The organism is Pseudoduganella rivuli (assembly GCF_009674485.1).
GTDB lineage: Bacteria > Pseudomonadota > Gammaproteobacteria > Burkholderiales > Burkholderiaceae_D > Rugamonas > Rugamonas rivuli_B.
On record NZ_WKJJ01000006.1, the window covers coordinates 133,194 to 151,654 of the forward strand.

The 18,461-nt window shown below is 63.3% G+C and carries 15 protein-coding genes and 1 other RNA gene; 5 read left to right on the forward strand and 11 right to left on the reverse strand.

Features of this window, described 5'->3' with window-relative positions:
* Window positions 1-7 precede the first annotated feature (7 nt).
* The 4 genes from GJ700_RS11275 (at window position 8) to GJ700_RS11290 (ending at window position 7,453) form a co-directional block, all read left to right on the forward strand.
* The gene (locus tag GJ700_RS11275; RefSeq protein WP_154373709.1) at window positions 8-2,068 is read left to right on the forward strand and encodes a carbon starvation CstA family protein; all 2,061 of its coding nucleotides are present in this window, start codon (window positions 8-10) and stop codon (window positions 2,066-2,068) included.
* Window positions 2,068-2,280 (forward strand): YbdD/YjiX family protein, encoded by a 213-nt coding sequence (locus GJ700_RS11280; RefSeq protein WP_154373711.1) that lies wholly within the window; start codon window positions 2,068-2,070, stop codon window positions 2,278-2,280. Before GJ700_RS11275 ends, GJ700_RS11280 begins: the two co-directional genes overlap by 1 nt.
* Window positions 2,281-2,439: 159 nt before the next feature.
* Window positions 2,440-5,328, forward strand: coding sequence for a response regulator (locus tag GJ700_RS11285; RefSeq protein ID WP_154373713.1), 2,889 nt, complete (start codon window positions 2,440-2,442; stop codon window positions 5,326-5,328).
* A 1-nt stretch (window position 5,329) separates the two neighbouring features.
* A complete protein-coding gene (locus tag GJ700_RS11290; RefSeq protein ID WP_154373715.1) occupies window positions 5,330-7,453 on the forward strand; it encodes a putative bifunctional diguanylate cyclase/phosphodiesterase in 2,124 nt (707 codons plus the stop codon).
* Window positions 7,454-7,460: 7 nt separating this feature from the next.
* Here GJ700_RS11290 and GJ700_RS11295 read toward each other — a convergent pair whose 3' ends face one another.
* The 7 genes from GJ700_RS11295 to ubiD all read right to left on the reverse strand — a co-directional run bounded on the left by GJ700_RS11295 (window position 7,461) and on the right by ubiD (window position 14,120).
* A complete protein-coding gene (locus GJ700_RS11295) occupies window positions 7,461-8,681 on the reverse strand; it encodes a CaiB/BaiF CoA transferase family protein (RefSeq protein ID WP_154373717.1) in 1,221 nt (406 codons plus the stop codon).
* Window positions 8,682-8,691: 10 nt separating this feature from the next.
* A complete protein-coding gene (gene recR / locus GJ700_RS11300) occupies window positions 8,692-9,282 on the reverse strand; it encodes a recombination mediator RecR (RefSeq protein ID WP_154373719.1) in 591 nt (196 codons plus the stop codon).
* On the reverse strand, window positions 9,282-9,572 hold the full coding sequence (locus tag GJ700_RS11305; RefSeq protein WP_154373721.1) for a YciI family protein: 291 nt from the start codon (window positions 9,570-9,572) through the stop codon (window positions 9,282-9,284). Before GJ700_RS11305 ends, recR begins: the two co-directional genes overlap by 1 nt.
* A 16-nt stretch (window positions 9,573-9,588) precedes the next feature.
* Window positions 9,589-9,915, reverse strand: a complete 327-nt coding sequence (locus GJ700_RS11310; RefSeq protein ID WP_154373723.1) for a YbaB/EbfC family nucleoid-associated protein — start codon at window positions 9,913-9,915, stop codon at window positions 9,589-9,591.
* A 43-nt stretch (window positions 9,916-9,958) separates the two neighbouring features.
* On the reverse strand, window positions 9,959-12,385 hold the full coding sequence (dnaX, locus tag GJ700_RS11315) for a DNA polymerase III subunit gamma/tau (protein WP_154373725.1): 2,427 nt from the start codon (window positions 12,383-12,385) through the stop codon (window positions 9,959-9,961).
* 105 nt (window positions 12,386-12,490) lie between these two features.
* Window positions 12,491-12,589, reverse strand: an RNA gene (gene ffs, locus GJ700_RS11320) — signal recognition particle sRNA small type.
* Between the two features lie 46 nt (window positions 12,590-12,635).
* On the reverse strand, window positions 12,636-14,120 hold the full coding sequence (gene ubiD, locus GJ700_RS11325; RefSeq protein ID WP_154373727.1) for a 4-hydroxy-3-polyprenylbenzoate decarboxylase: 1,485 nt from the start codon (window positions 14,118-14,120) through the stop codon (window positions 12,636-12,638).
* A 490-nt stretch (window positions 14,121-14,610) separates the two neighbouring features.
* On the opposite strand from ubiD, the gene GJ700_RS11330 reads away from it, so the two are divergent.
* On the forward strand, window positions 14,611-15,504 hold the full coding sequence (locus GJ700_RS11330; RefSeq protein ID WP_154373729.1) for a transglycosylase SLT domain-containing protein: 894 nt from the start codon (window positions 14,611-14,613) through the stop codon (window positions 15,502-15,504).
* Window positions 15,505-15,563: 59 nt separating this feature from the next.
* On the opposite strand, the gene GJ700_RS11335 is transcribed toward GJ700_RS11330, so the two are convergent.
* The 4 genes from GJ700_RS11335 to ribBA all read right to left on the reverse strand — a co-directional run bounded on the left by GJ700_RS11335 (window position 15,564) and on the right by ribBA (window position 18,395).
* Window positions 15,564-16,052, reverse strand: a complete 489-nt coding sequence (locus GJ700_RS11335; RefSeq protein ID WP_154373731.1) for a nucleoside deaminase — start codon at window positions 16,050-16,052, stop codon at window positions 15,564-15,566.
* 146 nt (window positions 16,053-16,198) lie between these two features.
* Window positions 16,199-16,669, reverse strand: a complete 471-nt coding sequence (gene nusB, locus GJ700_RS11340) for a transcription antitermination factor NusB (protein ID WP_154373733.1) — start codon at window positions 16,667-16,669, stop codon at window positions 16,199-16,201.
* 78 nt (window positions 16,670-16,747) lie between these two features.
* Entirely contained in the window at window positions 16,748-17,236 is a 489-nt protein-coding gene (ribH, locus tag GJ700_RS11345) for a 6,7-dimethyl-8-ribityllumazine synthase (protein WP_154373735.1), read from the reverse strand.
* A gap of 43 nt (window positions 17,237-17,279) precedes the next feature.
* Window positions 17,280-18,395: a bifunctional 3,4-dihydroxy-2-butanone-4-phosphate synthase/GTP cyclohydrolase II gene (gene ribBA, locus GJ700_RS11350; protein WP_154373737.1), complete on the reverse strand. Its 1,116-nt coding sequence runs from the start codon at window positions 18,393-18,395 to the stop codon at window positions 17,280-17,282.
* Window positions 18,396-18,461 lie beyond the last annotated feature (66 nt).

An 18,461-nucleotide genomic window follows, 5' to 3' on the forward strand; every position in this document is an offset into this window, starting at 1 on the left:
GGAGCATATGAATCCAGTAATGAGCCGGGCCGGCTGGGCAGCGCTATCGCTGCTGGGCGCCGCGTCCATGGGCGTGATTGCGCTGAAGCGGGGCGAAAGCATCAATGCGGTATGGATCGTGGTGGCGGCAGTCTGCGTCTACCTGATCGCTTACCGTTTCTACAGCAAGTTCATCGCCGAAAAAGTCATCGGCCTCGACGCCAAGCGCATGACGCCGGCGTACAAATTCAACGATGGTCTCGACCACGTCCCCACCAACAAGAACGTCCTGTTCGGCCACCACTTCGCCGCGATTGCCGGCGCCGGCCCGCTGGTCGGTCCCGTGCTGGCGGCACAGATGGGCTACCTGCCCGGCATGCTGTGGATCCTGGCCGGCGTGGTGTTTGCCGGCGCGGTACAGGACTTCATCGTACTGTTCATTTCCATGCGCCGCGACGGCCGCTCGCTGGGCGACCTGATCAAATCCGAACTGGGTCCCATCCCCGGCAATATCGCGCTGCTCGGCACCTTCATGATCATGGTGATCATCCTGGCCGTGCTGGCGCTGATCGTCGTGAAGGCGCTGGCGCACTCGCCATGGGGCAGTTTCACCGTGATGGCCACGATTCCCATCGCGCTGTTCATGGGCGTCTACACCCGCTACGTGCGGGTGGGCCGCATCGGTGAAGTGTCCATTATCGGTTTCGTACTGCTGATGTTGGCCATTATCGGCGGCCAGTATGTGCAGGAAAACCCGGCGCTGGCGCCGATGTTCACGTTCACCGGCACCGAGCTGGTATGGATGCTGGTCGGCTACGGCTTCGTGGCGTCCGTGCTGCCGGTGTGGCTGCTGCTGGCGCCGCGCGATTACCTGTCGACGTTCCTGAAAATCGGCACCATCGTCGGCCTGGCGTTGGGCATCCTGATTGTCGCCCCGACCCTGCAAATGCCATCCGTGACGAAATTCATCGATGGTACCGGTCCGGTCTGGGCGGGCAACCTGTTCCCGTTCCTGTTCATCACCATCGCCTGCGGCGCCGTGTCCGGCTTCCACGCGCTGATCTCGTCCGGCACCACGCCGAAGATGATTGAAAACGAAAACCATGCCCGCTTCATCGGCTACGGCGCGATGCTGATGGAATCGTTCGTCGCCATCATGGCGCTGGTGGCGGCATCGACCATCGATCCGGGCGTGTACTTCGCCATGAACAGCCCCGCCGCGCTGCTGGGCACCACGCCCGAAGCAGCGGCCCAGGTGATTGCAAGCTGGGGCTTCCACGTCACGCCGGAAATGCTGGTGCAGACCGCCAAGGACGTGGGCGAGACCACCATCATTTCCCGCGCCGGCGGCGCACCAACGCTGGCGGTCGGCATGGCGCACATCCTGTCGAACGTCATCGGCGGCAAGATGATGATGGCGTTCTGGTACCACTTCGCGATCCTGTTCGAAGCGCTGTTCATCCTGACCGCCGTCGATGCGGGCACCCGCGCCGGCCGCTACATGCTGCAGGACTTGCTGGGCGCCTTCATCCCGTCGTTCAAGGATTCCAACAACACCGTGGCCGGCCTGGTGGCCACCGCGCTGTGCGTGGCGGCCTGGGGCTACTTCCTGTACCAGGGCGTGGTCGATCCGCTGGGCGGCATCAATACGCTGTGGCCGCTGTTCGGCATCGCCAACCAGATGCTGGCCGGTATCGCGCTGATCCTCGCCACCTGCGTGCTGTTCAAGATGAAGCGTGGCCAGTATGCGTGGGTCACCATGGTCCCCACCGCGTGGCTGCTGCTGTGCACCCTGACGGCCGGCTACCAGAAAATCTTCGACGCCAACCCGAAAGTCGGCTTCCTGGCCCACGCCACCAAGTACAGCACGGCCATCACGGAAGACAAGGTGCTGGCGCCGGCAAAGTCGATGGCACAGATGCACCAGATCGTGTTCAACGATTACCTCGACGCGTCGCTGGCGGGCTTCTTCATGGTGGTGGTGCTGTCGGTGCTGGTGTTCGGCATCCGCACCGTGCTGGCGGCGCGCGCCAGCGCCAAGCCGACCGCCAACGAAAGCCCGATGGTCGCCATGCCCGCGGTGCAGTGATGTTCAGCGACCTGATGCAAGCCGGCTTGCAGGCCGGCCGCTACCTGGGGCAGAGCATGCGGCTGATGGTGGGCCTGCCCGAGTACGACACGTACGTGGCGCACCATGAAAAGACCCATCCGGATTTGCCGATGATGAGTTACGAAGAGTTTTTCCGCGAACGCCAGGAAGCCCGCTACGGCGGGGCCGGCAAACGCGGCGGCTGTTGCTGAAGCTGCACTGACGATTGATCCCTTTATCCCCTTTGTGCCCCGGTGTCCCTGCCGGGGCGTTTTTTTTTGAGGCGGGCACAGCAGTAACGTTAGATAAAAATCAACATGTTAAAGATCCCGACAGATATATTTTCCTAACGGAATTATGGGCCGGGACCTATGCTCAGCTTCGAACGCTCCGGCCTGAGCCGGAAACTCACCATGATCAGCGCCTGGTCGACCGGCAGCGCCTTGCTGCTGGCGTTCGCCGTGTTCGCGGCCACGCATGTGTCGAGCCAGCTGGAACTCGAGCGGCGCCAGTTGCACACGCTGGCGGGCACGGTGGCGGCCAACAGCGCCATCGCGCTGCTGTACGTGGATCCGTCGCAGGCGAACCAGGTGCTGGCGCTGGCCAACTTCGATGGCCGCGACGATATCCGTCAAGTAGTCCTGTTCGACCGCGACGGCAAGCTGCTGTCCCGCAGCGCCATGCACGACGACGGTCCCGCCGCCCCGCCCGACCTGGAATTGCGCCGGCTGCAGGACATCGGCAAGGCCGGCGAACATGAATTTTCCGGGCCGCTGTGGGCGCCGGGGCTGCGCATGTACCGCGGCGTGCATTTCCAGCAAGACCAGGTGGGCGCCGTCATGCTGGAAGCGGGATTACCCCGCATGTGGCGCGATATCCTGCAAAACCTGGTGGGCGGCGCTATCGCCGCCGTGCTGTCGTTCCTGTGCGCGCTGTGGCTGGCGCGCCGTTTCCGCGACGGCATTGCCGAACCCATCGCGAGCCTGATCGCCGCCGCGCGCCAGGCCGCCGACGGCCAACCCGGCGCCCGCCTGCAGCACAGCCGCACCGACGAACTGGGTGCGCTGCTGGACAGCTTCAACGACATGCTGGTGCAAATGGCCAGCCGCGATGCGCGCCTGGCGCAATACCGCGACCAGCTGGAACGGCAGGTGAGCGTGCGCACCGAGCAGCTGGAAAAAGCCAAGAACGCGGCGGAAAGCGCAAGCCAGGCCAAGAGCGCCTTTCTCGCCACCATGAGCCATGAAATCCGCACGCCGATGAACGGCGTGCTGGGCATGACGGAATTGCTGCTGTCCACACCGCTGACGGACGTGCAGCGCCACTATACGGAAATGGTGCAGCGTTCCGGCGAACACCTGCTGGTCATCATTAACGACATCCTCGACTTTTCCAAGATCGAAGCGGGCAAGCTGACCGTCGAATACATCCACTTCAATTTCCGCGAACTGCTGGACGATATCGACCAGGTGTTCACGCCGCAGGCGCATGCCAAAGGCATTGCGATCGAATTCGCCATCGCCAACGATATCCCGGTCGCCATCTGCGGCGATCCCAACCGGCTGCGGCAAGTGCTGTTCAACTTGCTGGGCAATGCCATCAAGTTCACGGAAACCGGCAAGATCACCGTCAAGGTGGCGGTCACCAATGAAGATGCGCAAAGCGTGGACTTGCGCTTTGAAGTGCATGACACGGGCATCGGCGTGTCGCGCGAGGCGCGCAGCCGCATTTTCACGTCGTTCTCGCAGGCGGACGGCTCCACCACGCGCAAGCACGGCGGCACGGGACTGGGGCTGGCGATCTCGAAACAGCTGGTGGAATTGATGGGCGGCGCCATCGGCGTCGACCACGCGCTGACGCAGGGATCGATATTCTGGTTCGCGCTGCGCTTCGACAAGCGCCGCGTCGACGAAGCCGATGGCGATACGGCTGCGCCGCCATCGGCGGCGGCCGGCAAGCGCGCGCTGGTGGCGGACCCGCTGCCGGAAAACCGCCTGCTGCTGGAACGCCAGCTGGCGCGCTGGCACCTGCACGTCGATTGCGCCGAATCGTCCGACGCGGCGTTGCGCATGCTGCGCGACGGCGCGGCGCGCGGCCATCCATATGACGTGGCGCTGCTGGACATGGACTTGCGCCCCGGCAGCGGCTTGATGTTGGCGGCCGACATCAAGGCCGATGCCGCCATTGCCGGCGTGCGGCTGCTGTTGCTGGCCAGCGAACGCAATGCCGCCGACACCGTGCAGCGCCGGGAAGCCGGGGTGGCGTTCCAGCTGATCAAACCGCCCCGCGCCTGCGATGTGTATGAATGCGTCGCCACGCCGCAGCGCTCGGGTACGGGCGCGCGGCAAGCTGCCGAGGCGGCGCCGCCGCACCCCGTGACTCCCTCACCGCCGCCCCCTGCCCCGCCGCCATCGCCCGGCCACGGCAAGCGCCGCAAGGTGCTGCTGGCCGAAGACAATCCCGTCAACGTCCAGGTGGCGTCGGCCATGCTGCGCGGTCTGGGACTGGAAGTGCGCTGCGCCGGCAATGGCGCGGAAGCGCTGGACGCCGTGCGCGCCGAAGGTTTCGATGCGGTGCTGATGGATTGCCAGATGCCGGTGATGGATGGCATGGCCGCCACCGCGGAAATCCGCCGCCACGAACAGCAGCAAGGCCGCACACGCCTGCCGGTGGTGGCGATTACGGCCAACGCCTTGCCGGGCGACCGCGAAACCTGCCTGGCGGCGGGCATGGACGATTACCTCAGCAAGCCCTTCACGCAACAGGGGCTGGGTGAAACGCTGGCGCGGTGGATCCGGCTGCCGCGTTTGCCCGCAAAGCAAGCCAATGCGCAGGCCGATGCGCAGCTAGCCATGCCCCAGCTCCCAACCCAGGCAAGCGCCGATCCGCTGAACCCGCGCGCGCTGGACAATATCCGTGCCCTCGACCATGGCAGCAACAACGGCAATAACAATGGGAAAACGCCCAGCCTGCTGCGCCGCGTCGTGCAGTCGTACCTGGACAACACGCCCCAGCAACTGACCGCGTTGCGCGCCGCGCTGGAAGGACAACAGCCGGATCAACTGCGACGCATCGCGCACAGCCTGAAGTCCGGCAGCGCCAATGTCGGCGCCGAGGCGCTGGCGCGCCTGTGCAAGGAATTGGAACAACTGGGCAAGGCCCACACCACCGAAGGCGCTCCGGCCCTGCTGGCCGGCATGGAACGGGAGTTCGAAGCGGTGCGGCGCGCCCTCTGCACTGTCCTGGAAAAGGAGCCCTGATATGGCAGCGCTACATAGTCCTTCACGCGGTACCGTGCTGGTGGCCGACGACGATCCCGTCATGCGCCTGCTGATGCTGGAAATGCTGGCGCAAGTGGGGCTGGATGCGGTGGAGGCGGAAGACGGCGCCGCCGCGCTGGCGCGCTTCCGCCAGATCCGCCCCGACCTGGTGCTGCTGGACGTCGACATGCCGGGCATGGATGGCTTCGACGTGTGCCGCGCCATCCGCGCGCAAGACCACGGCGCCGCCGTGCCCATCATCATGGTGACGGGCGGCGACGACGTCGAGGCCGTGACGCAAGCGTATGAAGACGGCGCCACCGACTTCGTGTCGAAGCCCATCAACTGGCCCATCCTGGGTCACCGCGTGCTGTACGTGCTGCGGGCCAGCGATGCGATTGCACGGCTGCGATTGGCCGACGCGCACAACCGCGCCGTGCTGGCCGCCATCCCCGACACGTTTTTCCGCCTGAACCGCGACGGCTATTACCTCGATTACGAGCGGGGCCAGGACAACAATGGCAAATGCCGGGGCGACGCGTGCGTGGGCCGCCATATCGGCGACGTGCTGCCGCCGCCGATTGCCGCGCAAATCCTGGAACAGGTGCACGCGGTGCTGGCCACGCAAACCGTGCGGGCGCTCGATTATGAATTGCAGCACGGCGACGATGGCACGCGGCATTATGAAGCGCGGCTGGTGGCCACCGGCGCCGGCGACGTGCTGGGGCTGGTGCGCGACATCAGCGAGCGCAAACGCACGGAAGAACAAATCCGCCGCCTGGCTTACTGCGACAGCCTGACGGGCATCCCCAACCGCCAGGCCTTCCTGGAATCGCTGGAGCGGGAACTGGCCCGCTCGCGCCAGTTGGGCAAGAAATTCGCCGTGCTGTTCATGGACCTCGACGCGTTCAAGCGCATCAACGACACGCTGGGCCACGACGTCGGCGACCTGCTGCTGAAGGTTGTCTCGGAACGGCTGCACGACACCATCCGCCCCGGCGACACCGTCACCCGCGCGCAGCAGGGCGACTTCCCGCCCGGGAACCTGGCGCGCCTGGGCGGCGATGAATTCACGATCCTGATTCCCGACCTGGAAAAAGTCGACAGCGCGCTGGCCGTGGCGCAGCGCGTCAAGGATGCGATGCGCCGCCCTTTCCTGCTGGACGGCCATGAAATCTTCGTCACGGCCAGCATCGGCATTTCGCTGTATCCGCAGGACGGCGAAGACAGCACGTCGCTGCTGAAATACGCCGACACGGCGATGTACCACGCGAAAAACCTGGGCAAGAACAATGCGCAGCTGTACAGCTCATCGCTGACGATGCAGATCATGAGCCACGTCAGGCTGGAGACAGGGTTGCGCAAGGCGCTGCAAAACGATGAACTGTATCTGCTGTACCAGCCGCAAGTCGATTTCGCCAGTTCGCAAGTGGTGGGCGTGGAAGCGCTGGTGCGCTGGCGCCATCCGGAACACGGCATCATGCCGCCCAACGAATTCATTCCGCTGGCAGAGGAAACCGGCCTGATCGTGCCCATCGGCGCGTGGGTGTTGCGCACCGCGTGCGTGCAGGCGCGCCTGTGGCAGGATGTGTGCCGCCGCCCGGTGCGGCTCGCCGTCAACTTGTCGGCACGCCAGTTCAAGGATGAAAACCTGGCGCAGACGGTGCTGGCCGCGCTGCACGAATCGGGGCTGGAAGCGGGCTTGCTGGAACTGGAACTGACGGAAAGCACGTTGATGGACGACGCCCGCGCCACGCTGGCGATGCTGGAACAGTTGCGCGGCATCGGTGTGCTGCTGTCGGTCGACGATTTCGGCACCGGCTATTCGTCGATGAATTACCTGAAGCGCTTCGACGTGCACACGCTGAAGATCGACAAATCCTTTATTTCAGGCTTGCCGCAGGATTCGGAAGACGCGGCCATCACGCGCGCCATCATCGCGCTGGGCCACGGCTTGCGCATGATCGTGGTGGCGGAAGGGGTCGAGACGGAAGAACAGTTCATGCTGCTGGAACAGTATGGCTGCGACCTTGCCCAGGGTTTTTACCTGGGCAAGCCGTCGACCAACGACGCGATCACGCAAATGCTGAAGATAAGGCGGGCGCCGATCGTGCGGCAGGCTTGACGTATTTTTACAGGACCCGCTCCGCCTTCAACGCCGCGATATCGGCATCGCTGTAACCCAGCGACTTCAACACCTCGTCATTGTGCTCGCCCAGCCCCGGCCCCATCCAGTGCGTATGGCCGGGTGTTTCCGACAGTTTCGGCGAAATGGCGGGCAACTTGACCGGTGTGCCGTCGGCAAACTGGTGTTGCTCGAACATGTTACGGGCCAGGAATTGCGGGTCCGTCATCATGTCCTTGACCGAGTAAATCTTCCCGACCGGGACGTCGGCCGCCTGCAGGATCGCCAGCGCTTCGTCGATGGACTTGGTGTCGCACCATGCCTGGATCGCGCCGTCGATGTCGGCGGTCCGCGCCACGCGGCCATCGTTGCGTTCCATTTGCGGGTCGTTGGCCATGTCGTCGCGGCCGATGGCCAGCATCAGGCGCTTGAAGATCGCGTCGCCATTGCCGGCGATGACGACATTGTCGCCATCCCTGGTGGTGTACGTGTTCGATGGCACGATGCCCGGCAACGCGCCGCCCGTGCGCTCGCGCACCACGCCGGCATGGTCGAATTCCGGCACCAGCGATTCCATCAGGTTGAACACCGATTCATACAGCGCCACGTCGACCATCTGGCCCTGCCCATGTTCGCGGCCGCCGGTGGCGTCGCGGTGGCGCAGCGCCATCATGGCGCCGATCACGCCGTGCAGCGCCGCCACGGAATCGCCGATCGACACGCCGACGCGCACCGGCGGCCGGTCCGCGTGGCCCGACACGTAGCGCAAGCCGCCCATCGATTCGCCGATGGCGCCAAAGCCCGGCTGGTCTTTCATCGGCCCGGTCTGGCCAAAGCCGGACAGGCGCACCATGATGGTCGACGGCTTCACGGCTTTCAGCTGCTCGTAACCGATGTCCCATTTTTCCAGCACGCCGGGACGGTAGTTTTCAATGATGATGTCCGCCTCCAGCGCCAGCTGGCGGGCAATGGCGCGGCCACGGGCATCCTTCATGTTCAGCGTGATGCTTTTCTTGTTACGGGCCTGCACCGACCACCACAGCGACGTGCCGTCTTTCAGCACGCGCCATTTGCGGATCGGGTCGCCGCCATCGGGCGCTTCCACCTTGATGACTTCCGCGCCGAATTCCGCCAGCATGCGGGCGCAAAACGGGCCGGCAATCAGGGTGCCGAGTTCCAGGACTTTGATGCCTTTTAACGGGCCGTGAGTTGGTTTTTGGTCGCTCATGAATATAGGACTAAGTACTGCGCCGGTCGAGCATGGCCCGCGCGATGGTGCCCGCGTCCACATATTCGAGCTCGCCGCCGACCGGCACGCCACGCGCCAGACGGCTCACCTTCAGTCCGCGCGCCTTCAGCATTTCGCTGATGTAATGCGCGGTGGCTTCGCCTTCATTGGTAAAGTTGGTGGCCAGCACCACCTCTTCCACCACGCTGTCATTGGCGCGGTCGACCAGTTTTTCCAGGTGGATGTCTTTCGGGCCGATGCCGTCCAGCGGCGACAGGCGCCCCATCAGCACAAAGTACAGGCCTTTGTACGTCAGCGTCTGCTCGATCATCATCTGGTCGGCCGGCGTCTCCACCACGCACAGCAGGCGCTTGTCGCGCGCTTCATCGCGGCAGGTGCCGCAAATCTCGTCTTCCGTGAACGTATTGCACAGCGCGCAGTGGTGTACCGCTTCCACCGCCTGGTACAGCGCGCGCGACAGCATGGCCGCGCCTTCGCGGTCATGCTGCAGCAAGTGGAACGCCATGCGCTGCGCGGATTTGGGTCCGACACCGGGCAGGCGGCGCAGTGCCTCCGTCAGGAATTCCAGCGACTTGGCCATCAGTGCTGCTTGAACTGGCTGAGGATCTCGGCCGTCATGGTCGGCACGAATTCAGTGATGGTGTAACTGGCGGCGCCCGCCTCGTTGAACGGATCGAGTTCGATCACGGCTTCAATGTCGGCTTTGCTGTCGGCCGTGGCGATGATGACGCCCCCGGTTCGGGGCACCATCCGGCCAGACATGAGGAACATGCCATTGTCATATTGCTCGCGCAAGTATTCCCGGTGCTTGGCCAGCAGCGCATCGATCTCCTCGGCCGGCTTCAGATAGGTGAGCGAGATGATGAACATGGCTGGCTTTCCAGGTTTAGAAAGGCATCTTGAAGCCGGCCGGCAGATTCATGCCGGCGGTCAGGCCGCTCATTTTTTCCGCGGACGTGGCTTCAGCCTTGCGCACGGCGTCGTTGAACGCGGCGGCCACCAGGTCTTCCAGCATGTCCTTGTCGTCGGCCAGCAGCGACGGGTCGATCGACACGCGTTTCACGTCGTTCTTGCAGGTCATGACGACTTTGACCAGGCCGGCGCCGGACTGGCCTTCCACTTCGATGGAACCCAGCGCGTCCTGGGCTTTCTTCATGTTTTCCTGCATTGCCTGCGCTTGTTTCATCAGGCCAGCCAGTTGGTTTTTCATCATGGTGCGTTTCTCCTGTATTCCTGTAAGTCAGTATAGCTAATTGTCAGTGCGCCGGTGGCGCCGGCGGCGGCACGATCGAGCCTGGCACCACGAAGGCGCCAAATTCCCGGATCATGCTCTTGATAAACGGGTCGTTGGCCACGGTTTCCTCGGCGGCGCGCTGCACCGCTTCCCGGTGCGCCTGCGCTTCCGCGCTGGCCGTGTACCAGGCGCGACCCAACTCGGTTTCCACCCGGATCGGGCGATTAAAACGTTCCGTCAGGGCGGCCGCCAGCTTTTCCACATTAGCGGGTGTACGCCATGTTTCAATCGGTACGCGGACAAAGAACTGGGCCGATGCCGTGCCATCGGGCACGCATTTGATCAGTTCAGCCTGCGTCGCCAGTTGCTGCGCCACGCCACGCAGGGGCAAACGGGCCGCCAGCGCGGGCCAGTTGCCATCCCAGTCCAGCTCGGGAACCGGCGTGATCACATATTCATAGGGCGGCTTGGCGGGCGCGCGCTGGGGCGCCTGCGATTGGGGTTGCGGCATGGATGCCGGCGCATCGGCTTGCGCTGAAGCCACAGCCGTGTCGTCAGAGAATTCCGTGACCCATGGCGGCAAATCGTCGTCCGGCGCCTGCTGGCGTACCTGCACCTTGGGCGGCGCTTCCAGCACGGCCGTGTCGCCACCCATCGCGGGACGACCATCGTCCCAGGGCGCGTCGTCCCATGGCGGCGTGGCTTGCTGTGCGGGCGGCGCATCTTCCCACGGGGCCGGACCGCGCGCCTGCACGGCCGGCTGCGTTGCCTGTGCCGCCGCGGCGGGCGCCATCTGGCCCATCGCCGGGGCCGGACGTCCCTGCCCCACCGCTTGCGCGGCGGGATGCCGGGCTTGTCCCATGGCTTGCGAAGCCGGTTGCGCCTGGCCCATGGCGGACGGCGCCGCCGGCTGGGCCGCTTGCGGCGGTTCCGATTGCGGTCCGACTTGCGCCGGACGGCTTGGCGGTGCCTTGATGCCGGAGGCGGCGCGGGCTGCTTGCAACGCCGCCTGGATCGCCGCCTTGGCCGGACTCAGCGGCGCGGCAGGCGCTGCCGCACCGGGAGCCGGCGCCTGTGCGGCCGCTTGTGGCTGGGATACGGCCGGGGCAGCCGCTTGCGGCGCCTGGTACTGTGCCGGCTGGGCTACGGCCTGCGCCGGCATCGCTTGCGCCGCCATCCCGCCACCCGGGGCGCCCGGTGTGACGGAGGCATGGCTGGCCGTCGCCATCGAAGCGGCCCGTGCCGGCTGCGCGGCCGGCAATCCCGCCGCGGCGGCAGCGGCGCGCGCCGCGCCGGGACCGCGCGCTACGGCTGCCGCGGGCGCTGCCGGGAGTCCTTCGGCGCCACCGACGCCGGGACGAAAGGCCAGCATGCGAAGCAAGGTCATCGAGAAGCCCGCATATTCATCGGGCGCCAGGCCCAGTTCATTGCGGCCATGGACGGCGATCTGGTAATACAGTTGCACTTCTTCCGCGTCGAATTCACCCGCCAGGCGCACGATGTCGGCATATTCCGGCAAGTCCGCCGGCACGGCGGCCGGTACGGTCTGCGCCAGCGCGATCCGGTGCAGCAAGGTGCCCAGGTCTTGCAGCGCGCCGTTATACGACAGGCTGCGCGACGCCATTTCATCGGCCACCGCCAGCAAATCGGCGCCATCCTGTTTGGCCAACGCGTCCAGCAGGCGCACCAGGTACGACTGGTCCAGCGCACCCAGCATACCCTGCACGGAATCCAGGGTCACTTCACCGGCCGCATAGGCGATGGCCTGGTCGGTCAGCGACAGCGCATCGCGCATGGAACCGTGCGCGCCTTGCGCCAGCAGGCGCAGCGCGGGTTGCTCGAAGTTGACATTTTCCTGGCCCAGGATATTGGCCAGGTGGCCCACGATGTGACCGGGCGGCATCTGCTTCAAATTGAATTGCAGGCAGCGCGACAGCACGGTCACGGGAATCTTTTGCGGATCGGTGGTCGCCAGGATGAATTTCACGTGTTCCGGCGGCTCTTCCAGCGTTTTCAGCATGGAGTTGAACGCGTGGTTGGTCAGCATGTGCACCTCGTCGATCATATAGACCTTGAAGCGCGCATTCGACGGCGCGTACACCGCCTGCTCCAGCAACTGCGCCATTTCATCGACACCGCGGTTCGACGCCGCGTCCATCTCTATATAGTCGACAAAGCGGCCGCCATCGATGGCCTGGCATGCCTCGCACTTGCCGCAAGGCGTGGCGGTGATGCCGCCCGTGCCGTCGGGACCGGTGCAGTTGAGCGACTTGGCCAGGATCCTTGATAACGTGGTCTTGCCGACACCGCGCGTGCCGGTGAACAAGTAGGCGTGGTGCAGCCGGCCCGTGTTCAGCGCGTGCGTGAGCGCGCGCACGACGTGCTCCTGGCCGACGAGCGTTTCAAAGTTCCGGGGGCGGTATTTGCGAGCGAGGACTTGATAAGACATGCGGGCAATTTTACCATCCCGCACGGGCGCCGGGACTTTGGCAATGTTGCACAACAGGCAGGGGCGAAAAAAAAGCTGCGCGAGGCAGCTTTTTTTCCTGAATTCAGAGGCGAGCCTGATCTGCGGCACTTGCGGTGAACGGCTGTGGCTGCTTCGTTCCCGACCTGACCAGGTTGACCATGCCGCAATGCGCAGGGGCCCGCCGGCTGCAATTATAACCGCTCTGACGGAAACGTGGGCATTGTAATGCTCACAGCCCGAGCTCTTGCCAGATACTGTCGACTTTCGCCTTCACTTCGGGCGTCATGGTGATGGTCGTGCCCCACTCCCGGTTGGTCTCGCCCGGCCACTTGTTGGTGGCGTCGATCCCCATCTTGCTGCCCAGTCCACTGATGGGGGACGCGAAGTCCAGGTAATCGATCGGCGTGTTATCGACCAGCGTGGTGTCGCGGGTCGGGTCGACGCGGGTCGTGATGGCCCAGATCACTTCCTTCCAGTCGCGGATGTCGACATCTTCATCGACCACGACGATGAACTTGGTATACATGAACTGGCGCAAGAAACTCCACACGCCAAACATCACGCGCTTCGCATGGCCCGCATATTGTTTGCGGATTTGCACCACCGCCATGCGGTAGCTGCACCCTTCCGGCGGCAAATAAAAGTCCGTGATTTCTGTGAACTGCTTTTGCAGCAGCGGCACGAACACTTCATTCAGCGCCAGCCCCAGCACGGCCGGCTCGTCCGGCGGCTTGCCGGTATACGTCGAGTGGTAAATCGGGTCGCGCCGCATCGTGATGCGGTCGATGGTGAACACGGGGAACCAGTCCTGTTCATTGTAATAACCGGTGTGGTCGCCATACGGCCCTTCCAGCGCATGTTCGTAGCCGGACGGGTGGTTTTCGTCCGGATAGATATGCCCTTCCAGCACGATTTCCGCCGACGCGGGCACGCGCAATTCGCTGCCGATGGCTTTCACCAGTTCCGTGCGGCTGCCACGCAGCAGGCCGGCAAACTGGTATTCCGACAAGGTGTCCGGCACCGGCGTCACCGCGCCCAGGATGGTGGCCGGATCGGCGCCCAGCGCCACCGCCACCGGATACGGCTGCCCCTTGTTTTGCACCGCGTGTTCGCGGAAATCCAGCGCCCCGCCCCGGTGCGCCAGCCAGCGCATGATGACCTTGTTACGTCCCAGCACCTGCTGGCGGTAAATCCCCAGGTTTTGCCGCTTCTTGTTGGGTCCCTTGGTAATCACCAGACCCCACGTGATCAGCGGCGCGATATCGCCCGGCCAGCAATGCTGGATCGGCAAGCGCGCCAAATCCACGTCATTGCCCTCCCAGACGATTTCCTGGCAAGGCGCGCCGCGCAACTCTTTCGGCGACATGTCCCACACCGCCTTCACCAGCGAACCCATGCCCATCAAATCCTTGAATCCCTTGGGCGGTTCCGGCTCTTTCAGGCGCGCCAGCACGTGGCCGATCTTGCGCAATTCGCTGACATCTTCCGCCCCCATGCCCAGCGCCACGCGACGCGGCGTACCGAACAAATTGCCCAGCACCGGCATCGTGTGTCCGGTGGGATGCTGGAACAGCAAGGCTGGTCCGCCGGCCCGCAAAGTACGGTCGCAGACTTCAGTCATCTCCAAATTCGGGGAAATCGGGGTTAAAACGGGCTTAAGTTCGCCCATTCGTTGCAGTTGAGAAATAAAATCACGCAGATCGGTGTACTTCATACTTTTTTACGATTTTTTCGCTTTCGCAAGACGTATTGAGGTTTTTCAGACAAGTGTTTGATTTTATTAGTTTTTGCTGCACCGCAAGGCAAAATTCTATATCAATAAGTTATAAAGAACGTGTTTGTTAGTATTGACGTGATATAAAACGGCTTCTACAATTCGCCTTACTTGAAGAGGGGACATGGCCAGTTAGCCAACTTTGTTGTCACTCATTCATTCACCGGAGTCGGGGCTCCACAAACATTTTAAGGAGTGTTTTCACAAGGCGTCTGCCTTAACCCCCGGAAAAAGTTGTATTGCGGACTGTCCCGCGTACCCGCCAGGCATCGGGTAGCGACAGCTCAGGCAAGCAATGATGGCGTTCCACGGCTGCTCACGGCAGCGTTGAACGATGATATTTCTGATGCACGGCATTGGCACATCAAAAGAACAGCTGCGATAAAACGCGGCAGGGATGCGCTCGTTACGGACATTTCAGGGGAGTTCTATGACTAATCGCACTACCAGGGTGGCTGATGCCACCCGCCAGCTGGCCTCGGTGGCCAACGGCATGGCGAAGTCGCGCGTTACCGTGCGCAGCCTGCTGACCACCTTTCATCACACGTTGACGATTTGCGGTGTGACCGCCTTAGTAATGATTGCAGTACTGTTCGTCCGCCCGGACCTGGCTCATGCCTTGAGCAAGTCCATGGCGCCACAACAAGCAGAAGCGGCAGCTTCCGTAACGGCTCCGCCACTGACCGCGCTGATGGATGCGCCAACCGCCCAGGCAACGGCCGCTGAAGCGCCAATGACGGCAGAAGAAAAGAAGTTGATGGGCTCGAAAAAACAGCAGGAGTGGGTCACCACCTGGCTGTCCAAGCGTTACCGGGTGGCGTCCGACGCGACCAACATGCTGGTCTCGACGGCTTACCTGACGGCGCGTGAAATCAAGCTGGACCCGCTGCTGATCCTGGCCGTGATGGCCATCGAATCGGGCTTGAACCCGTTCGCGGAAAGCCCGATGGGCGCGCAGGGCCTGATGCAAGTGATGTCGAAGGTGCACCACGACAAATTCCAGGAGATGGGCGGCGTCCAGGCTGCACTGAACCCTGTTGCCAACATCCGTGTCGGTTCGCTGATCCTGAAGGATTACGTGACCCGTGGCGGTTCGGTGGAAGCGGGCCTGAAATGGTACGTGGGCGCCGCCGCCTTTGAAACGGACGAAGGCTATGGCTCCAAAGTCATGGCGGAATACAAGAAACTGCAACAGGTTTCCACCGGCAAGAAAGTGCCGACCACCAATCCGGTGATCGTCGCCACCCCTGCGCCGGCTGTGAAATCACCGGAACCGGCCGTGGCATCCGCGAAACTGCCTGATTCGCAAATTGCCGGCCTGTAATCCCCCGATCTGCCTGGATCGAAAAACCGCCTTCGGGCGGTTTTTTTATGGGCGGGCGATTACTTCCAGAAGCCGAGATGGGGCACGGCCGCCTCCTCTTCCAGCAACGGCCCTACTACGCCGATCGGCCGCTGGCCCCGCGCAAACACTTCGCGGCACGGCAGCGAGAACGTCGGGTTTTCCGGGTGCGCCCCCGTCAATCCCAATAACGTATGTTCGGACAGCGCGTAGACGACGCGCCCGACGTTGGTCCAGTACACAGCGCCCGCGCACATGCAGCACGGTTCCGCACTGGTAAACAAGGTGGCTTTCGCCATTTGCTCCGGACTGAGGACTTTGGCGGCCGCCGCCACGGCCAGCAATTCCGCATGCTGCGTCGGGTCGCCCGGCGGCATCGAGTTATTGCCTGCCCGGGCCACCACGTTGCCCTGCTCATCGGCCACCAGCGCGGCAAACGGGTGGCGGCCCCGGTCGCGCGATTCGGCGGACAAGGCGATGGTTTCGCGCAGCAGCGCGAGGTCGGTGGCGCTGAGGTTGTCGGTACTCATATATATACGTCTCCGTTGATGGTGGCTATCCGGCCATCTTAATCCCGGCCATGACGGCCGCTATCACGGTAAACAACAAGTCCTTATAAGCAAAAAGCCACCACGGCCATGACGCCGGGTGGCTTTTGACTGATTCGCCGCAGCGATTAACGCTTCTTGTCGGCGTCCACTTCGTCCGGGCGCAATTGGCCGGCCAGCTTGTCCAGCACGCCGTTGACGTACTTGTGGCCATCGATACCGCCGAACGACTTGGTCAGTTCGACCGCTTCGTTGATGACGACGCGGTACGGGATTTCCGGGTGGTTCTTGAACTCGTAGGCGCCGATCAGCAGCACGGCGTGCTCGATGGGCGACAGTTCCGAAATGCCGCGGTCGACCAGCGGCGCGAACGTTTCGCGCAGCGCAACCGAGTCGGCGATGGTGCCGCGCAGCAGGTTGGAAAAGAATTCCGCGTCCGCCTTGTCGAAACCGTGCGCATTGCGGATGTTGTTGACGACCTTGGTCGATTCTTCATTGTTCAGCAGCCACTGGTACAGACCCTGCAGCGCGAACTCGCGCGCGCGGTGGCGCGGCGTGCGGCTCTTGCTTGGGTTGGCGTGGAGGGATTTGTCGGTCATGTTTGTTACCTGTCTTAAAAATGGAAAAAGACCGCCAGCCGGCTGTTTGCCATGGCCGCGGTCTTTCAGGGCCAGCGCTTACTCGTCGTAGCCGGCGTCTTGCTGCAACTCTTCCAGCGCGATGGACAGATTGGCCATCTCGACCGCCACGCGGGCAGCGTCCGCGCCTTTGACAGCCATGCGCACTTCGGCCTGCTCATCGTTTTCCGTGGTCAGGATCGCATTGGCGATCGGGATGCCGAAGTCCAGGCTGATGCGGGTCACGCCGGCGCCGGATTCATTCGACACCAGTTCGAAGTGGTAGGTTTCGCCGCGGATGATGGCGCCCAGCGCGATCAGGGCGTCGAATTGCTGGGATTCCGCCAGCTTTTGCAGGATCAGCGGCACTTCCAGCGCGCCCGGCACGGTCACGTGCAGCACGTCTTCGTCAGCCACGCCCAGGTGTTTCAGTTCCGCCAGGCAGGCGGACAGCAGGCCGTGGCACACGTCTTCGTTGAAACGGGCCTGGACGATACCGACGCGCAGACCTTCGCCGGACAGATTGGTTTCGTAGCTTCCTACAGTCATGGCAGCCCTCTTATATATGTGTGTATGTTATTTGATATGCGGATCAGACAGCCGGCTTGGCCATGTAACCCGTCACTTCCAGGTCGAAACCAGTCGTCATCGATGGCATCTTACGCGGGCTGGCCAGCAATTTCATCTTGCGCACGCCGACGTCGCGCAAAATTTGCGCGCCGATACCATAGCTGCGCAAGTCCATGCTGGCGGCGCGGCCTTGCGGGCGCTGCGCAGGCTGGTCCAGCGCGGCAAATTGCGCAAAGAACTGTTCCGCGGTTTCTTCGCAATTGAGCAGCACCACCACGCCCTGCGGCGATTCCTTGATGGCTTTCAGCGACGACGGCACCGTCCACGAGTGCGTGGTGGCTTCCGATTCCAGCAAGTCCAGGATCGACACCGGCTGGTGCACGCGCACCAGCGATTCCTGGTCCTGGTCCATCGAACCGTGCACCAGCGCCAGGTGGGCCGAACCGGTCGGCGTGTCGCGGAACGCGATCATGCGGAACTCGCCACTGGCTGTCTTCAGCGTGCGCTCTGCCACGCGCTCGACGATGCACTCATTGCGGCTGCGGTAGTGGATCAGGTCGGCGATGGTGCCGATTTTCAGGTCGTGTTCTTTTGCAAACTCCAGCAAGTCCGGCAAGCGCGCCATGGTGCCGTCGTCCTTGACGATTTCGCAAATCACGGACGCCGGGGTCAGCCCCGCCATCGACGTCAGGTCGCAACCGGCTTCCGTGTGGCCGGCACGCATCAGCACGCCGCCCTTGACCGCGCGCAGCGGGAAGATGTGGCCCGGCTGGACGATGTCGGAAGGTTTTGCATTTTTTGCCACGGCCACCTGGATGGTCCGGGCGCGGTCGGCGGCGGAAATACCGGTGGTAACGCCTTCCGCGGCTTCGATCGATTGCGTGAAGTTGGTGCCGAACGACGTGCCGTTACGGGCCGTCATCATCGACAGGTCCAGCTGCTTGCAACGCTCTTCGGTCAGCGTCAGGCACACCAGGCCGCGCGCGTACCGGATCATGAAATTGATGGCTTCCGGCGTCACGAAGTCCGCTGCAAGCACCAGGTCGCCTTCGTTTTCCCGGTCTTCCTCGTCAACGAGAATGACCATGCGCCCTGCGCGCAATTCGGCAACAATTTCTTCGGTGCTGGAAATAGACATTGCTTATCCTTGGTTTCGAGTTTCCTTAACCCTCTATTTTAAAGGATTTGGCGCATCTCAACCTGA